At 61.5% G+C, this 16,925-nt stretch carries 13 protein-coding genes and 1 pseudogene; 11 read left to right on the forward strand and 3 right to left on the reverse strand.

The genetic code is table 11. The features are described 5' to 3' along the window. The first annotated feature begins 26 nt into the window (after nt 1–26). From ACIQUF_RS02430 to ACIQUF_RS02450, 5 genes are all read left to right on the forward strand, one after another. On the forward strand, nt 27–1,028 hold the full coding sequence (locus ACIQUF_RS02430) for an HAD family hydrolase (protein ID WP_403127920.1): 1,002 nt from the start codon (nt 27–29) through the stop codon (nt 1,026–1,028). Nucleotides 1,029–1,128: 100 nt separating this feature from the next. Further along, nucleotides 1,129–2,697 carry an arylsulfatase gene (locus tag ACIQUF_RS02435; RefSeq protein ID WP_400801635.1) on the forward strand — a complete coding sequence of 523 codons (1,569 nt, stop codon included), beginning with the start codon at nt 1,129–1,131 and terminating at the stop codon, nt 2,695–2,697. A gap of 81 nt (nt 2,698–2,778) precedes the next feature. Continuing rightward, nucleotides 2,779–5,307, forward strand: a complete 2,529-nt coding sequence (locus ACIQUF_RS02440; protein ID WP_403127924.1) for a fused MFS/spermidine synthase — start codon at nt 2,779–2,781, stop codon at nt 5,305–5,307. Next, nucleotides 5,304–6,992 carry an aspartate-alanine antiporter gene (gene aspT, locus ACIQUF_RS02445; RefSeq protein WP_403127927.1) on the forward strand — a complete coding sequence of 563 codons (1,689 nt, stop codon included), beginning with the start codon at nt 5,304–5,306 and terminating at the stop codon, nt 6,990–6,992. Before ACIQUF_RS02440 ends, aspT begins: the two co-directional genes overlap by 4 nt. Before the next feature lie 58 nt (nt 6,993–7,050). Beyond that, a complete protein-coding gene (locus ACIQUF_RS02450; RefSeq protein WP_403127930.1) occupies nt 7,051–7,620 on the forward strand; it encodes a cysteine hydrolase family protein in 570 nt (189 codons plus the stop codon). Between the two features lie 101 nt (nt 7,621–7,721). Here the strand turns inward: ACIQUF_RS02450 and ACIQUF_RS02455 are convergent, their stop codons facing one another. Both ACIQUF_RS02455 and cynR read right to left on the reverse strand, forming a co-directional pair. Continuing rightward, nucleotides 7,722–8,006, reverse strand: coding sequence for a hypothetical protein (locus ACIQUF_RS02455; RefSeq protein ID WP_403127933.1), 285 nt, complete (start codon nt 8,004–8,006; stop codon nt 7,722–7,724). Nucleotides 8,007–8,172: 166 nt separating this feature from the next. Further along, the gene (gene cynR / locus ACIQUF_RS02460; RefSeq protein WP_403127936.1) at nt 8,173–9,060 is read right to left on the reverse strand and encodes a transcriptional regulator CynR; all 888 of its coding nucleotides are present in this window, start codon (nt 9,058–9,060) and stop codon (nt 8,173–8,175) included. Nucleotides 9,061–9,170: 110 nt separating this feature from the next. On the opposite strand from cynR, the gene ACIQUF_RS02465 reads away from it, so the two are divergent. From ACIQUF_RS02465 to ACIQUF_RS02490, 6 genes and pseudogenes are all read left to right on the forward strand, one after another. Next, on the forward strand, nt 9,171–9,830 hold the full coding sequence (locus ACIQUF_RS02465) for a carbonic anhydrase (protein WP_403127939.1): 660 nt from the start codon (nt 9,171–9,173) through the stop codon (nt 9,828–9,830). A gap of 30 nt (nt 9,831–9,860) precedes the next feature. Further along, entirely contained in the window at nt 9,861–10,331 is a 471-nt protein-coding gene (gene cynS / locus ACIQUF_RS02470) for a cyanase (protein ID WP_400801661.1), read from the forward strand. Between the two features lie 57 nt (nt 10,332–10,388). Next, nucleotides 10,389–11,612 carry an amidohydrolase family protein gene (locus tag ACIQUF_RS02475; protein ID WP_403127943.1) on the forward strand — a complete coding sequence of 408 codons (1,224 nt, stop codon included), beginning with the start codon at nt 10,389–10,391 and terminating at the stop codon, nt 11,610–11,612. A 201-nt stretch (nt 11,613–11,813) separates the two neighbouring features. Beyond that, nucleotides 11,814–13,838: an alkyl/aryl-sulfatase gene (locus ACIQUF_RS02480; protein ID WP_403127947.1), complete on the forward strand. Its 2,025-nt coding sequence runs from the start codon at nt 11,814–11,816 to the stop codon at nt 13,836–13,838. 100 nt (nt 13,839–13,938) lie between these two features. After that, nucleotides 13,939–14,634: a GntR family transcriptional regulator gene (locus tag ACIQUF_RS02485; protein WP_403127952.1), complete on the forward strand. Its 696-nt coding sequence runs from the start codon at nt 13,939–13,941 to the stop codon at nt 14,632–14,634. 229 nt (nt 14,635–14,863) lie between these two features. After that, nucleotides 14,864–14,986 (forward strand): annotated as a pseudogene (locus ACIQUF_RS02490) (DUF6021 family protein); the annotation flags it as partial. A gap of 6 nt (nt 14,987–14,992) precedes the next feature. On the opposite strand, the gene ACIQUF_RS02495 reads toward ACIQUF_RS02490, so the two are convergent. Next, entirely contained in the window at nt 14,993–16,846 is a 1,854-nt protein-coding gene (locus tag ACIQUF_RS02495) for an ABC transporter ATP-binding protein (protein ID WP_403127956.1), read from the reverse strand. Nucleotides 16,847–16,925: the final 79 nt, after the last annotated feature.

A 16,925-nucleotide genomic window follows, 5' to 3' on the forward strand; every position in this document is an offset into this window, starting at 1 on the left:
TAGGTAGCACAGAGGAGGGATGCTTGATGCTCCACCTTCAACGCACACGCTGGTGGCTGACGCTGTTGCTCTTCCTGCCCTTGCTGGTGCAGGCTGCAGACCCTTTGCCGTCATGGCGCGATGGGCCGTCGCGCCAAGCCATAGAGGCCTTTGTCGCCGCTGTGACCACCCAGGGCGGCAAGGATTACGTGCCAGAGGCCGAGCGGGTGGCCGTCTTCGACAATGACGGCACCTTGTGGAGTGAACAACCGCTGTATTTCGAAGTGCTGTTTGCCCTCGACGAGGTGAAGCGGCTAGCCCCCCAGCACCCCGAGTGGGCCAGCCAGCAACCGTTCAAGGCCGTGCTGGAAGGGGACCAGAAGGCCCTCAGCGACAGCGGCATGGACGGCATCCTCAAGATCGTGGCCGCGACCCACGCCGGGGTCAGCACCGAGGCGTTCATCGCCAACACCCAGCGTTGGCTGGCCACCGCCAAGCACCCACGCAGCCACAAACCGTATACCGAGATGGTCTTCCAGCCCATGCTCGAACTCTTGCAATACCTGCGCGCCAACGGGTTCAGGACGTACATCGTGTCTGGCGGCGAAGTGGCGTTCATGCGCGCCTTCGCGCAGGAGGTCTATGGGGTGCCACCGGAGCAGGTGATCGGCACGACCCTGGATGCGCGTTTCATCGATGACAACGGCAAGCTGTCGATCGAGCGGCTGCCCAAGTTACTGCACAACGATGACGGACCGGGTAAACCGGTCAGCATCGATGCCCGCATCGGCCGGCGGCCGATCTTCGCCTTCGGCAACTCCGACGGCGACCTGCAAATGCTCCAATGGACCATGGCCGGCAGCGGCAAGCGCTTTGCCGGCCTGGTCCACCACACCGATGCTGCGCGCGAATGGGCCTACGACCGCGACAGCCAGGTCGGGCGCCTGGACAAGGCCTTGGACGCGGCCAGAAGCGCAAACTGGACCGTGGTCGACATGGCCCAGGAATGGCAGCGCATCTACCCCTTTGACAGCAACCCGCCTCAATGAAGGAGACACCGCAGGCGCACAGGGAACCAGCCGCGTAGTAGGTCACCGGTGCACGTAGTCGTGGCACATGCCAGTAAACGTGAAACGGAGAGATCGGCTCATGAAGTTCAGTAGAAGATGGATACCGACACTCGCGCTCGCCGCTTCGGCGGCGATGGGCGTGTGCTCGGCCAATGCTGCGGAGAAGCCCAATATCCTGGTGATATTCGGCGATGACATCGGCCAGACCAATATCAGTGCCTATGGCCAGGGTGTGGTGGGCTATCAGACGCCGAACATCGATCGCCTTGCCAAAGAAGGCATGATGTTCACCGATTACTATGCCGAAAATAGTTGCACGGCAGGGCGGTCGACGTTCATCACAGGCCAGGTTGCCAAGCGCACGGGGCTGTCCAAGGTCGGTATGCCAGGTGTGCCGGTCGGCCTGCAGGCACGTGACGTGACCATTGCCCAGGCTTTGAAGGCCCACGGCTATGCCACAGGTCAATTCGGCAAGAACCATCTGGGTGACCGCGATGAGTATCTGCCGACCAACCACGGTTTCGACGAATTCTTCGGCAACCTGTACCACCTTAACGCCGAAGAGGAGCCAGAGCGCCCTTACTGGCCTAAAGATGACCCCGAGTTCCTCAAGGCCACCACGCCGCGCGGCGTGATCAAGTCCAGCGCCGACGGCAAGATCGAGGACACCGGTGCATTGACCCGCAAACGCATGGAAACCATCGATGACGAAACCACCCAGGCGGCGATCAACTTTATCGACAAGCAGGCCAAGGCCGACAAGCCGTTCTTCGTGTGGATGAACACCACGCGCATGCACGCGTTCACCCATGTGCGTGAGTCCATGAAAGGGCAGAGCGGCATGGTCGGCAACGAGTATGCCGATGGCATGCTCGAGCATGACGGTGATGTCGGCAAGTTGCTCAAAGCGCTGGACGATCTGAAGATCGCCGACAACACCATCGTTGTCTACACCACTGACAACGGCCCGAACCAATGGTCGTGGCCAGACGCCGCCACCACGCCGTTCCGAAACGAAAAGAACTCCAACTGGGAAGGAGCCTATCGCGTACCGGCGATAGTACGCTGGCCTGGCAAGATCAAGGCCGATTCGATCAGCACCCAGATGTTCTCCGGGCTGGATTGGTTCCCTACCTTGCTGGCCATCGCGGGTGACACCGACATCAAGGATCGCCTGCTCAAGGGCGCGGACGTTGGCGGCAAGAACTTCAAGGTGCACTTGGACGGCTACAACCAGCTGGACTTCCTCACCGGCAAGACCGACAAGAGTGCTCGCACAGAGTTCTACTACTTCAACGATGACGGTGAATTGGTAGGGATGCGATTCAAGGACTGGAAAATCGTCTATTGCGAGCAGCGGGCGCCGGGTGGGTTTGCTGTTTGGAGCGAGCCTTTCACCTGCTTGCGCGCACCCAAGCTATTCAACCTGCGAATGGACCCTTACGAACGCGCGGATATCGTTTCCGACCAATACTACGACTGGCTGACCAAGAACGACTATCTGTTCTTCCAGGGTACCCAGAGGGCCGCGCAGTTCCTGCAGACCTTTGTTGATTACCCTCCGAGCCAACGTCCGGCGAGCTTCAGCATCGATCAGATTCAGTCCGACGTGGACAAAAAGATCGAAGAAAAGATGAACAAACAATAGCGATGTGCCGCGCCCGCCATCGGCGGGCGCATTCTTTCATTACTTGCGCGGACATGACCGTGAGTCCGCTAAGGTTTAGTGATGCCCGCAGTTGTGAACCTCACCCGCGCCGACACGCCTGAAACCAACGAAAGGCTGGCGCCGTTGCAATGGCTGCTGCCAGCAGCGCTGCTGTTCATCTCCGGCGGCGCTGCGTTGATTTACCAGGTCCTGTGGGTCAAGCAGCTGTCACTGGTGGTCGGTGTGGAGGTGTATGCCATCACCGCTGGCATCAGTGCATTTTTTGCCGGGTTGGCGCTGGGCGGCCTGGTGTTCGGTCGTTGGGCTGATCGCTTGCGCCGCCCGGTCAGACTCTATGCAGGCCTTGAGGTGGCGGTGGCCTTGCTCGGCGTGGCGGCGACCTTGGCGTTGGCGCAGTGTGCGGCACCGTTCGCCCGCCTGGAGGCGGATGTCGGGATGCTGGCATGGCTGCTGCCCTCCACCCTGGTCGGGCTGCCGGCGTTCTTGATGGGCGGAACCTTGCCGGTGTTGGTGCGGGCCTTGACCCCAGTCGACGGGCAGATGGGCGAGGCGGGTGGTCGGCTGTACGCCGCCAATACCGCTGGCGCAATAGGCGGCACCTTGTTGGCGGCGTTCGTCCTGCTGCCCCAGTTCGGTGTGACCGGGGCTGCTTGCGTGGCCGCACTGTTGAATCTGCTTGCCGCGCTTGGCGCCTGGGTTGGTCGCGCCAAGGGTGAGCAGGCACTGCCTGAGCCTGCGGCCACGCCGCTGCCGCGGACACCGCAGGCGCGCTTGGCCATCGCCTTGTATTGCCTGGCCGGGGGCGTGGCGCTCGGGTACGAGGTGGTGTGGACGCAGTCGATCGTGCAGTTCATGAGCACCCGTGCCTATGCCTTTTCCGTGGTCCTGGCCACTTACTTGGCTGGGCTGGTGCTGGGCAGTGCCGTGTACGCCCGCCGCGCCGACCGTATTCGCGACCCTTGGGGGTTGTTCGGCCTGCTGATCGCGGCAGCTGGTCTGCTGGCCTTGCTGCAGGTTGCTGGGCTCGGGCGTTGGTTGGTGGCCCTGCAGACCCTGCTGGAAAGCCAGGTGCTGCAACTGACCGGCAGCCAGCTGGCAGGCATGTGTGCGCGCTTCTTTGCGGCGGCGGTGTGCGTGGTATTTCTGCCTACCACGCTGCTCGGTGCGGCATTCCCGTTGGCGTTGCGTCTGGCAGTGGGCAATGGTCACGTGGGCCGTGATGTTGGCCTGGTGGTCGCCCTCAATACGTTGGGCGGCATCATCGGTGTGATGCTCACCGGGTTCGTCCTGGTCCCGCAATTTGGGCTGGTACGCACGCTGTTCGTGCTCGCCGCCGTGGCGGCGGTTATCGGTATGGTGGCTGCGTGGCGTGGCCAGGCGGTGCGCAGGGGCATGCAGGTGATGGTGCTGATGGTAGGCGCCGCGACCTTGATCACCGGTGTGTTCACGTCGCCCCAGCGGCTTGCGCAACTGCTGCCCGGCGCCCGCAGTGGCGAACTGGTGTTCTACCAGGAGGGCCGCGGTGGCACGGTGGCGGTGGTCAACCAGCAGCGCCAAGGGCAAGCGTTCAACCGCCTGTATATTCAAGGCGTGTCCAACACCGGTGACGCCATGCCGTCGCTGCGCTACATGCGCCTGCAGGCGTTGCTGCCGCTGCTGATCCACCGTGGCGAACCGCGTTCGGCACTGGTGATCGGCTTCGGCACAGGTATCACTGCCGGGGCGATGCTGCGCTATCCGGGGCTGGAGCACCCGGTGGTCGCCGAGCTGTTACCGCAAGTGCTGGCGGCGGCGCCCTTGTTTTCGGGTACCTACGACGCTGTGCATGATCCGCGCCTGGACATCCGCCTGCGTGATGGGCGCCGCGAGCTGCTAAGCAGCGAGCAACGCTACGATGTGATCACCCTGGAGCCGCCACCACCGTCCGCGGCAGGGGTGGTCAACTTGTACTCGCGCGACTTCTACCAGTTGGCCGCGTCACGGCTGCAGGCCCATGGGCTGGTCGCCCAATGGCTGCCGCTGCCAACCCAGAACGATGAGGACAGCCGCTCACTGGTGCGCAGCTTCCTGGATGTGTTCCCGCATGCGTTGTTGTGGACCACCGAGTTCCACGAGATGTTGCTGATCGGTTCGGCCACGCCCATGGTGCTGGACGTTTCGCGCATCCGCCAACGCTTCGAGCAACCCCAGGTATCCGCTGCGCTGGCAGAGGTCGGTGTCGATTCGGTCAACGCCTTGCTGGCGACCTTCGTTACCGACAGGGAAGGGCTGGAACGTTATGCTGCCGATGCGCAACCGGTGACCGATGATCGCCCGCGTATCGAATACGCCGCCTGGGTGCGGCCGCGTGAAATCACCCGTGTACTGCCGGCATTGCTGGCCCTGCGCGTAGCGCCCGTACTGGAGAATGCCAGCCCTTCGGTGCGCGCTGCGGTGGAGGAGGAGTGGCAAGTGCTGCGGCGGTTCTATGGCCTGTCGTTGCAGGCATACAGCGGCAATCGCCAGGCTTGGCAGCGCGAGATGCGGGCCTTGGCGCCGATCATGGCGCAGAATCCTTATATGCGTTGGTTCACAGGCGTACGGCAATGATCGAGTTCGTGCTGCACGCCTTGCGTGGGAATCCAGAGATTGCCGTGTTCCTGGCCATTGCCTCGGGCGTTCTGATCGGTCGGATTCAGCTCGGCAGCTTCCACCTCGGCTCGGTCGCCGGGGCGCTGCTCATGGGTTTGCTCATCGGGCAGATCGGGTTGGAGGTGCCGCATGAGCTCAAGTCGGTCTTCTTCGCCTTGTTCATCTATGCCGTCGGCTTCAAGAGCGGACCGGAGTTCTTCGGCAGCTTGAACCGAGGCACGCTGAAGCTGGTGCTGCTGTCGGTGGTCTTGTGCGGTACGGCGCTGGCGACGATTCTCCTGATGAGCCGCTGGCATGGCTTCGATGCCGGGTTCACCGCTGGGCTTGGCGCCGGTGCCTTGACCGACACGGCCATCATGGGCACGGCCAGCAGTGCCATCGCCCAGCTCTCGCTGGACGAGGCGGCCAAAGCGCAGCTCAACAGCCATATGGCAGTGGCGTACGCCATCACTTATGTGTTCGGCACCATCGGCCTGGTGGTGTTCGTGGGCAGCATCGCGCCGCGGCTGCTGCGTGTGGACCTGGCCAGTGCCGCGCGGGAACTGGAGCGCTCGCTGGGTATCGAGCAAGAGGACGAGGCCCTGAGCGTTCCTTACACCCGCATTGTGGTCCGTGCCCATCGCTTGGCTGTGCCGGCAGCCGAGGGCATGAGCATTGCCGATATCGAGGCACTGCACGGCAACCTCAGTGTGGAGCGCATTATCCGTGACGGGCAGGTGCTTGAGCGCGACACGCAACTGCTTCTGCAACGTGGCGATGTGCTGGGCGTGTATGCGTTGCGCGAAGCCGTTGCCGAGCTCAGCCAGTGGATCGGCCCGGAGGTGGACGACCCGCTGTCGATGTCGTTCGCCACGCGCACCGCGAACGTCGTGCTCACCGCGCGCAAGCTCGCGGGCAAAACCCTGAGGCGGATCAAGCATGAGCTGGTTGGCGCCACGCGCATGGGCTGCTACATCGTGGGCGTCAGTCGCCAGGGCCTGGAGCTGCCGCTGCTGCCCGATACGGTATTGCGCCGTGGCGATGTGATTACCCTGACTGGGCGCACCAGCAGCGTAGAAGCGCTGGCCGAGCAGGTAGGGCGGGTGCGCCAGCGCCAGTACAAGAGCGACATCGCGATCCATGCGCTGGGGTTGGTGGCAGGGTCTCTACTGGGCATGCTGTCCACCCACATCGGCATCATTCCGGTCGAGTTGGGCGTAGGCGGGGGCGTGTTGCTGGTGGGGTTGCTGATCGGCTGGTACAACTCGCGCCATCCTGATTTCGGTGCGCTGCCACCTGCCGCGCAATGGGCATTTTCCGAGTTCGGCCTCACGGCATTCGGTGCAGTCGTCGGTCTGCTGGCAGGCCCCGCCGCGCTGGCGGCAATCGAGACGCAAGGGCTGGCGCTGTTGATCTCAGGTGCCGCCGTCACCCTGATCCCGCCAGTCGTGACCTTGTACTTTGGCTATTACGTGTTGCGCCTGCACCCGATCATCCTGTTCGGTGCCCTGGCCGGGGCGCAGACCGAAGCGGCGTCGATGAACAAGATCATCGAGCAGTCAGGCAGCAATATACCGGTTATCGGCTTTACCGTGTGCTATGCGATTTCCAATGTGCTGCTGGCGGTGTGTGGGCCAGTGATCATTGCGCTGAGCGGTCCCTGAGTCTGATTTTTGTGGGTTCATATGGATTTCCCAAGGCCATAGCGAAAGGAGAGACGAGATGAGCGGCAAGAAAGCATTGATCGTGGTAGATATCCAGAATGACTACTTCCCCGGTGGGCTGTGGACCCTGAGCAACGTCGAGGCTGCGGCGGCCAAGGCGGCCCAGGTGATCGCGGCGTTTCGCAACAGCGGCGACCTGGTGGTGCATATCCGCCACGAGTTCACCAGCCAGGACGCCCCGTTCTTCCGGCCGAACAGCGAGGGCGCGCAGCTGCACCAGAGCGTGATCAACCAGCCAGGCGAGCCGGTGGTACTCAAGCATTACATCAACTCGTTCCGCGAGACCGAGCTGAAGCCGATCCTCGACAAGGCCGGCGTGAGCGAGGTGGTGGTGGTCGGCAACATGAGCCACATGTGCGTGGATGGCATCACCCGTGCCTCGGTCGATTTAGGCTATCAGACCACCGTGCTGCATGACGCCTGCGCGACGCTGGACCTGGAATTCGATGGCGTGAAGGTGCCGGCGGCCCATGTACATGCGGCCTTTATGGCGGCGCTGAAGTTCGGTTATGCGCCTGTGATGTCCACTGCCGAGTACCTCAGCCAACACCCGGCGAGTGCCGAATGAGGCGCACCCTGGCGTTTGGCTCTGTATGAAAAGCCTTGATAATCAGTGCGACGCTACAGGCTCGCTTTGTGTTGAAACTGCTTAGTCGAAGAAATGACCGGTCAGAAGAATGGAATCAATGTGGCAACTGCCACACCCGCTTGAACCAAGAGCATTACCGAAAGCCATTTCGGCTCTCGCCGGATAAACCAGTAAACCGCGTTCAACACCATTGAAATCAGGTTGGTGAGGCCAAGGACGGCGAACGCAAGGACGCCAGAGATCTTGACGGGGGAAGTGGTTGGCAATTGCATCACATAGAGCGCCAGGATCGGGCCCAGGATCACGGTCGTAATCGAAAGGCCGGCAACCGTGCGGGTGAGTCGTAGAGCATCGTCGGGCATCATTGCGTGGGAAGTCCTTCTCTGGCCGGGCTTGGGGCATCACTGCCTGCTGGTGTCAGTATACAGCCCACCGCAAACCAGAAGCCCCGCTATCGCGCGCTCAATACAAATGGAAGCGCGAGGTCAGAACGACTCGACTGGCTTCCTGGCTTGCTGAACAAGCTTGTTTTTACTTCTCCAGCCGCGCAGCCACTTCCAGGGCCTGCTCGATGAAAACGCGTAACGCGGCGCTCTGATAAGCACCCTTGCGCCGCATCAGCACCGCGGTGCGCTGTAGGCGAGCCGGATCGAGCGTGATGGCAATCAGGTCGTCATGAGCCAGGGCGACTGCAGCGGGCAACAACGTCGACAGTTTCACCCTGCGCACGATTTCGAGCACGGCACTGATGGTGTTGGCTTCCATCCGAACCTGGGGATGAATGTCGTGCTGACGGCAATAGCGGTCGATCTGTTCACGGGTAGCAAACTCCCCGCTGAGCAGCACCAGTGACTCTGCGCTGAGGGTTTGCAGCCCGACGGACTGTTTCTGTGCCAAGGGGTGTGTACGGCTGACCACCAAGGCAAGGGTTTCCACCAGCAGCGGAACCGCCTCGATGTCCTGAGCATGCGCCTGCTCGAACGCGATACCCATATCCAGCTCATCGGCCAGCAAAAGTGTTTCCATGCGCTCCTGGGAGATTTCCCGCACGTTCAGAATGATGCCTGGATATCGGCTGTGGAACGCCTCGACCAATGGGCCGATCAAGTAACTGGTGAAGGTGGGTGTCACCGCCACCCGCAGCGACCCTCGGCTGAGGTCGCTCACATCATGAATGGCGCGCTTGGCCTCTTGAAGCTCCTGGGAGGCTCGCCGCGCGTATTGAAGATAAACCTCACCCGCATCGGTCAGGCGGGTCGTGCGGCCTGATCGATCGAACAACTGAGCGCCGAGGCTTTCTTCCAGTTGCTTGACCTGCTGCGACAGCGCGGGCTGGGAGACATGCATGGCTGCGGCGGCCCGGGTGAAACTGTGATGCTCCGCAACCGCGAGGAAGTACTGGATGTGTCGGGCAAGCATGATTATTCACATAAGATAATCTGATGCAGTGAATAATAAATGAGACTTTTACCTTATGTCATCTGGTCCGTAACCTTTGCTTCAACAACGGCCAGACAGAGGTAACAGCCATGAAAGACATCATCGATGGTTTCCTGAAGTTCCAGAAAGACGCCTTCCCCGAGCGCGTCAAGCTGTTCAAGGAACTCGCCACTCAGCAGAGCCCGAGGGCGCTGTTCATCTCCTGCTCCGACAGCCGTCTGGTGCCGGAGCTGGTGACCCAACGCGAGCCGGGCGACCTGTTCGTCATCCGCAATGCCGGCAACATCGTGCCGTCCTACGGCCCTGAGCCTGGGGGCGTATCGGCCTCGGTCGAATACGCGGTCGCCGCGCTGCAAGTCGCGGATATCGTGATCTGCGGTCACTCCGACTGCGGCGCCATGACCGCCATCGCCACCTGCAAATGCCTGGACCACATGCCCGCCGTGGCCGGTTGGCTGCGCTACGCCGACTCCGCCCGGGTGGTGAACGAAGCCCGTCAGCATCAGGACCGGCACAGCAAGGTCGAGGCGATGGTGCGTGAGAACGTGATTGCCCAATTGGCCAATATCCAGACCCACCCGTCGGTACGCCTCGCCCTTGAAGAGGGCCGGGTCACCCTGCACGGCTGGATCTACGACATCGAGAGCGGCCGTATCGACGCCTTCGACGGCAGCACTGGCACCTTCGTGAGCCTTGCGGACAATCCACAGGTGCACGCTGTTTCCCATCAACCCAAGCACGCTGCTTGAACCCAACTTTTCACCCAAGGAGATAACCCCATGATCCAGTCCCAAGCCACCCAGAGCGTTCGTCAGGCACTGACCGAAGTCATCCTCATGGCCAAGGCCCGCAAAGACCTGTCGTATGCCCAGATCACCGACGGTACCGGCCTGTCTGAAGCTTTCGTGACCGCCGCTCTGTTGGGCCAGCACCCGCTGCCTGCCAGCGCCGCCCAGGTCGTCGGCGAAAAGCTCGGCCTCGACGTCGATGGCATTGCTCTGCTGCAAACCGTACCGGTGCGCGGCTGCATGGAGAACGGTGTGCCGACCGACCCTACGATCTATCGTTTCTACGAGATGCTGCAGGTCTACGGCACCACCCTCAAGGCCCTGGTTCACGAGAAGTTCGGTGACGGCATCATCAGCGCCATCAACTTCAAGCTGGACATCAAGAAGGTCGAAGATCCGGAAGGCGGTTCGCGTGCGGTGATCACCCTGGATGGCAAGTACCTGCCGACCAAACCTTTCTAATCCCGATGCAAGCGGCCCGGCGCCTGACAGCGCCCGGCCGCCGGAGGAATGAAGCGCATGGATATGATCTTTCGAAACGTACGCATCGATGATGCGCAACCATTGCTGGATGTCGGCGTGCAGGGGGGCAAAATCGTAGCGGTTGGCCCCACAATAGCTGCACGCGCAGAGCAGGAGGTCCAGGGCAACGGGAATGTACTGATTCCCGGTTTCGTCGAAGGTCATCTGCATCTGGAAAAAGCCAACGTCATGCAGCGTCGGGCCAATCGCTCGGGCACCTTGAAAGAAGCCATCGCGGTGACGGCGGCACTCAAACCGACGCTGACCCGAGAAGATATCCTGGCGCGTTCTACCCAGGTCTTGCGCGCGCTGGTGCAGGCGGGCAGCACCCATGTGCGTGCTCACGCCGAGTTCGATCCATCGCAGGGGTTCACCGGCCTGGATGTGGTGCTGGAACTGCGCGAAAAATTCCGTGAGTTCATTGATATCCAGGTGGTCGCCTTTCCGCAGGAAGGGATCCTGAAACTGCCTGGGATGAAGGCCATGATGGTCGAAGCCATGGAGAAGGGGGCCGATGTCGTTGGCGGCATCCCCTACAACGACAGTTGCCCCATCGAGCACATCGACTTCGTCTTCGACCTGGCCAAGCGCTATGGCAAGCCCATCGATTTGCACCAGGACTTCGCCGATGACGCCGAACACATGACCATCGAACATGTGGCTCGCAAGGCCATCGCCGAGGGTTATCAAGGGCGCGTCTGCGTCGGTCACCTCACCAGTTTGGCGGCTGTCGCACCCGAACGGCAGGCGCCGATCATCGAGTTGCTGCGCGAGGCGGATATCAGTGTGATGTGCCTGCCTGCCACCGACCTGCACCTGGGCGCCCGCGGCGACAGCCATAACGTGCGGCGCACCTTGACCCCCGTGCGGGCGCTGCGCGATGGCGGTGTCAACACCTGCCTGGCTACCAACAACATCCGCAATGCGTTCACCCCTTATGGCACGGGCGATCTGCTTAACATCGCGCAACTGGCGCTGCCGACCTGCCACTTGGGCGGGGCGGATGACCAGGCCACAGTCCTCGCGATGCTCACTACCAACCCGGCCAAAGCCCTGGGCTTGAACAATTACGGCTTGGCAGTGGGCAACGACGCGGACTTGGTGCTGCTGGACACCCGTGCAGTCAGTGATGTCATTCTCGATTTGCCAGCGCGGCTGATGGTGCTCAAGCGCGGAAGGATCGTGGCAACAGCCGAGCAATGCCGTTCAGTAGCTTTTTGACCTGTATTTCGGTCGGTTGACTTGAAAGCAGCCAAAGCTCACCTAGTGTGTAAGGTCTATTGAGTCGTATTGCGTTTCTCTCATGACCGGATTGAGTTTTTCCGCGTGATCACTGGGGCGTGAGTACTCAATATCGCGAGTCCTTTCTTCCGCTGGCGATTGCCGCTCAGGTACAGCGAATCAGTTCAAAGGGAGATTGTCATGAGATTGTTTGCGAAACCTGGCCGAGGCAACAAGGCCATCAAAGCGCCCATGGCGCGCTGGAAAACAGGCTCATCGTTGTTGTTGGCGAGTGCCATCGCACTTTCTACTCACGTATGGGCTGAAGAAGCGCCTAAACCTGCCACGGATGCCACCAAGGCCGCCAACGACGCACTGCTCAAGGAACTGCCCTTCAACGACAAAACCTCTTTCGAGCTGGCGCACAAAGGGTTCATTGCGCCGCTGCCTTCCGAGCCGATCAAAGGCCCCAGCGGTAACATGATCTGGGACCCGAACAAGTACGGGTTCATCAAAGAGGGCGAGGCCGCCCCGGCTTCCACCAACCCCAGCCTGTGGCGTCAGTCGCAGTTGATCAATATCTCCGGCCTGTTCGAAGTGACCGACGGCATCTATCAGGTGCGCAACTACGACCTGTCGAACATGACGATCGTTGAAGGCAAGGAAGGTATCACCATCTTCGACCCGCTGATTTCCAGCGAAACGGCCAAGGCAGCCCTCGACCTCTATTACAAACACCGGCCGAAAAAACCGGTGGTGGCTGTGATCTACACTCACAGTCACGTTGACCACTACGGCGGTGTACGCGGGGTGATCAACGAGGAGGACGTGAAGGCGGGCAAGGTCAAAGTCTATGCGCCCAAAGGTTTCCTCGAACACGCCGTGGCCGAAAACGTGATGGCCGGTACCGCCATGAGCCGCCGGGCCAGTTACATGTACGGCAACCTGTTGCCGCCGAGTGAAACCGGCCAACTGGGGGCGGGGCTTGGGACCACGACGTCCGCAGGGACCGTCACCTTGATACCGCCCACCGACATCATCGAGAAAACCGGCGAGAAGCGCACCATCGATGGCCTGACCTACGAGTTCCTCTACGCCCCCGGCAGCGAAGCACCGGCGGAGATGCTTTATTACATCCACGAAAAGAAAGCGCTCAATACCGCAGAAGACTCCACCCACACGCTGCATAACACTTATTCGCTGCGCGGCGCGAAAATTCGCGAGCCACTGCCGTGGTCCAAATACCTCAATCAAGCGCTGAAGATGTGGGGCGATGACGTCCAGGTCATGTATGCGATGCACCATTGGCCGGTCTGGGGTAACCAGGAAGTGCGCGACCAGCTTTCGTCGCAGCGCGACATGTACCGGTATATCAATGACGAAACCCTGCGCCTGGCCAACAAGGGTTTCACCATGACCGAGATTGCCGAGCAGGTGAAACTGCCCAAGGCGATCGCCCAGCGCTTTTCCAACCGGGGTTACTACGGCTCGCTCAATCACAACGTGAAGGCCACTTATGTGCTGTACCTGGGCTGGTTCATTGGCAACCCGGCGACCCTGTGGGAACTGCCGCCCGAGGAACAGGCCAAGCGCTACGTCGACATGATGGGCGGGGCCGATGCGGTACTGAAGAAGGCCAAGGAGTATTACGACAAGGGCGATTTCCGCTGGGTAGCAGAGGTGGTCAACAAGGTGGTCTTCGCCGACCCGACCAACCAGGCTGCGAAAAACATGCAAGCCGATGCTCTGGAACAACTCGGCTACCAGGCTGAAAGCGGCCCGTGGCGCAACTTTTACCTGACTGGTGCCAAGGAGCTGCGCGAAGGTGTCAAGCAGTTGCCAACCCCCGATACCGCCAGCCCCGATACGGTCAAGGCAATGGACCTCGACCTGTTCTTCGATTACCTGGCCATGCGTTTGAAAGGGCCAGAGGCCGAAGACAAGCACATCACCTTGAATTTCGACTTTACCGACCTGAAGGAACAGTACGCGTTGGAGATGGTGAACGGTGTGCTCAACCATACCGAAGGCATGCAGGCGAAGGACGCCGATGCCAAGCTGACACTGACCCGCGATACGTTGAACAAGCTGATGCTCAAGGAAACCACCCTCAAGGACGCTGTCTCTTCGGGGGCGATCAAGGTGGAGGGCGCGGAAGCCAAGCTCGAAGAGCTGTTGAGTTACATGGACAACTTCGACTTCTGGTTCCAGATCGTTACGCCCTGATGGCGGTTTGATACTGGGCTTCGAGCAGCGCACCGATTGCCCCACTGCATAGGGCCGGCGGATAATGCCAGCCCTATGCTTTGAGGGTCTTGAGGTGGTGATGAAGAGCAAGGTGGTCAGCAGCAAGCAGCAGGAAGTCCAGCGTATCGCCGATGTGCTGTCCACGGCTATCGCCCAGCATCGCCTGCGCCCTGGCGTGCGCCTGGTCGAAGCGCATATCGTCGAAGCCTTGCAGGCCAACCGCAACCACGTGCAGGCGGCGCTGCAGCGCCTGGCCATGGATCGTATCGTCGACATCGAGCGCAATCGTGGCGCCACCGTAGCCCAGCCCAGTGCGCGCGAGGCGCGGGAGATCTTCGCCGCACGCCGGGCAGTGGAGCGGGCGATCGTCGAAGGAATTTCCTCTGCACATGTCGCGGAGCATCGCAAGCGTATCGACCAGCACATGCGCGACGAATGCACAGTAACAGCCGGCACCGATCGCCGGCTCATCGTTCGCGTGCTCTGCGAGTTTCACCTATTGCTGGGGGAGGTGTGTGGCAACCGGGTGCTGGCCGAGATTCTGGGTAATCTGATGGTGCGCAGTTCATTGATCGTCGCGCTGTACCAGCGTGGCGACAGCCCGCCCTGTGCCTCTTGCGAGCATCAGGCAATCATCGACGCGTTGCGCGAGGGTGATAACCAGGCTGCCGTGAACCACATGATTGCGCACCTGGATGAACTCGAAGGCCAGTTGACACTCGACGATGTGGCGCCACCGGAGGTCAACCTGCGCCAGGCGTTGTCAGGTCTGTGAGCCATCCATCCAGGCTCGCGAAGCTACGCTGAACTTTATCCTCACTTGGGGCTTCCTCTGTTATGCCAACCGATGCCTGGTTGACGCACAACAGACAGGAGGCGTGATGACTAATCAACCCAAAGGGTCTGCCACCCAAGGCGAGCAAGAGCGCGACAACGATGCCCATCGCCCGGACGGCTCGACCGGCACCGCGCATGATTCAACCGCGCAGCGAACGGCCCGAGGGAAGGGGCCGCACTCGTCCGAGCACGCGACGCGCAAGGATGACCTTGGCTTCGACCCTGATTCCCCGGACCTGGACGACCCCCAGGTAGATCCCCAGGGGCCGGCCAAACCGCCAAAGGACTAGCAAAGGTTACTCGACGGCCTCGGCAACACCCTGGTCCTCTCCCAGGAACCCGCCGCTCTGGTGTTGCCACAGCCTGGCATAGGTGCCGTTGCGAGCGAGCAGCTCGCTGTGAGTGCCTTGCTCGATGATGCGCCCCTCGTCCATGACGATCAGCCGGTCCATGGCCGCGATGGTCGATAGCCGGTGGGCGATGGCGATGACGGTTTTACCCTGCATCATTTCATTGAGGCTTTCCTGGATGGCGACTTCGACTTCCGAGTCCAGCGCGCTGGTGGCCTCGTCGAGCAACAGGATAGGGGCGTTCTTCAGCATCACCCGGGCGATGGCGATGCGCTGACGTTGGCCACCTGAGAGCTTGATGCCACGCTCGCCCACCAGGGTGTCATAGCCGCTGTGGCCCTGGCGGTCGCTCAATTGGCTGATGAAACCGTCGGCCTGGGCGTTGGCGGCTGCGCGGCGAATCTGCGCCTCGGTGGCGTCGGGGCGGCCGTAGGCGATGTTGTCGCGGATCGAGCGGTGCAGCAGGGACGTGTCCTGAGTGACCATGCCGATGGCACTGCGCAGGCTGTCCTGGGTGACCTTGGCGATGTTCTGGCCATCGATACGAATCTCGCCACTGTCGACGTCATAGAAGCGCAGCAGCAGATTGATCAGGGTCGATTTGCCCGCGCCGGAGCGGCCCACCAGGCCTACCTTTTCGCCCGGGCGGATGTTCAGGCTCAGGCCATCGAGCACCTGACGTTCACCGTTGTAGTTGAAGCTGACATTGTCGAAGGCCACCGCGCCGCCAGAGGTGGTCAGCACGCCGGCATCCGGTGCATCTTGCACTTTGGGGCCACGGGTCAAGGTGGCCATGCCATCCTGCACGGTGCCGATGTTCTCGAACAGCGAGGTCATCTGCCACATGATCCAGTGCGACATGCCGTTGACCCGCAAGGCCATGGCGGTAATCGCCGCCACCGCACCGGTGCCGACCTGACCCTGGTGCCACAGCCACAGGGCATAGCCGCCAGCGCCGAAAATCAGCCCGACCACCAGCGCCTGGTTGACGATCTCGAACTGGCTGACCAGGCGCATCTGGCGAAAGCCGGTCTGCTTGAAGTCTTCCATCGCCGCGCGGGCAAAGTGCGCCTCACGCTTGGAGTGCGAGAACAGCTTCACCGTGGTGATATTGGTGTAAGCATCCGAAACCCGGCCGGTCATCGACGAGCGCGCGTGCGCCTGCTCCTGACCAACCTTGCCCAGGCGCGGCACGAAGTACAGCATGGCCAGGCCGAACAGCGCGACCCAGGCAATGAAGGGCAGCATCAGCTTCAGGTCGAACCCACCGGCGAGGGCGATGATCGCGATGAAGTACACGCCGATACCGGGAATGATCTCGATCAGGGTGAACAGCACTTCACGCACGGCCAGCGCGGTCTGCATCACCTTGGTGGTAACGCGTCCGGAGAACTCGTCGGAAAAGAACGACAGGCTTTGCCGCAGCATCAGCCGGTGGAAGTCCCAGCGCAGGCGTAGCGGCAGGTTGATCGCCAGCACCTGGTGCTGCAGCATCGTGCGCATGGCCACCAGCCCGATGCTGGTCAGCAGGACGATGCCGATGCCCCACAAGATGGAGCGTTCCTGCTCGCCTGCGGCGCCGCCAGCTTGCCAGGTCGGCAGCAAGTCCACGACCTGCCCGAGAAAGGAAAACAACCAGGCCTCGTAGATCGACACGCTGGCGCTGAACAACGCCAGCGCCAGGATGTAGCCGCGGGCACCCCGCGTACAGGCCCACAGAAAGCGCAGCAGGCCGATGGGAGGCGGTGGCGCCTCATCAGGCGGGAAGGGGTCGAGCCGTCGTTCAAAAGCACCCAGCATGGTGGTCTCCGCAAGGCAAAGGATCGCAAGCCTCATCTTAGGCCACAGCAGGGTACCCGCCGTTCCCAGGCATTCCAAC

The sequence above is a fragment of the Pseudomonas sp. NPDC090233 genome (genome assembly GCF_044772285.1).
Lineage (GTDB): Bacteria > Pseudomonadota > Gammaproteobacteria > Pseudomonadales > Pseudomonadaceae > Aquipseudomonas.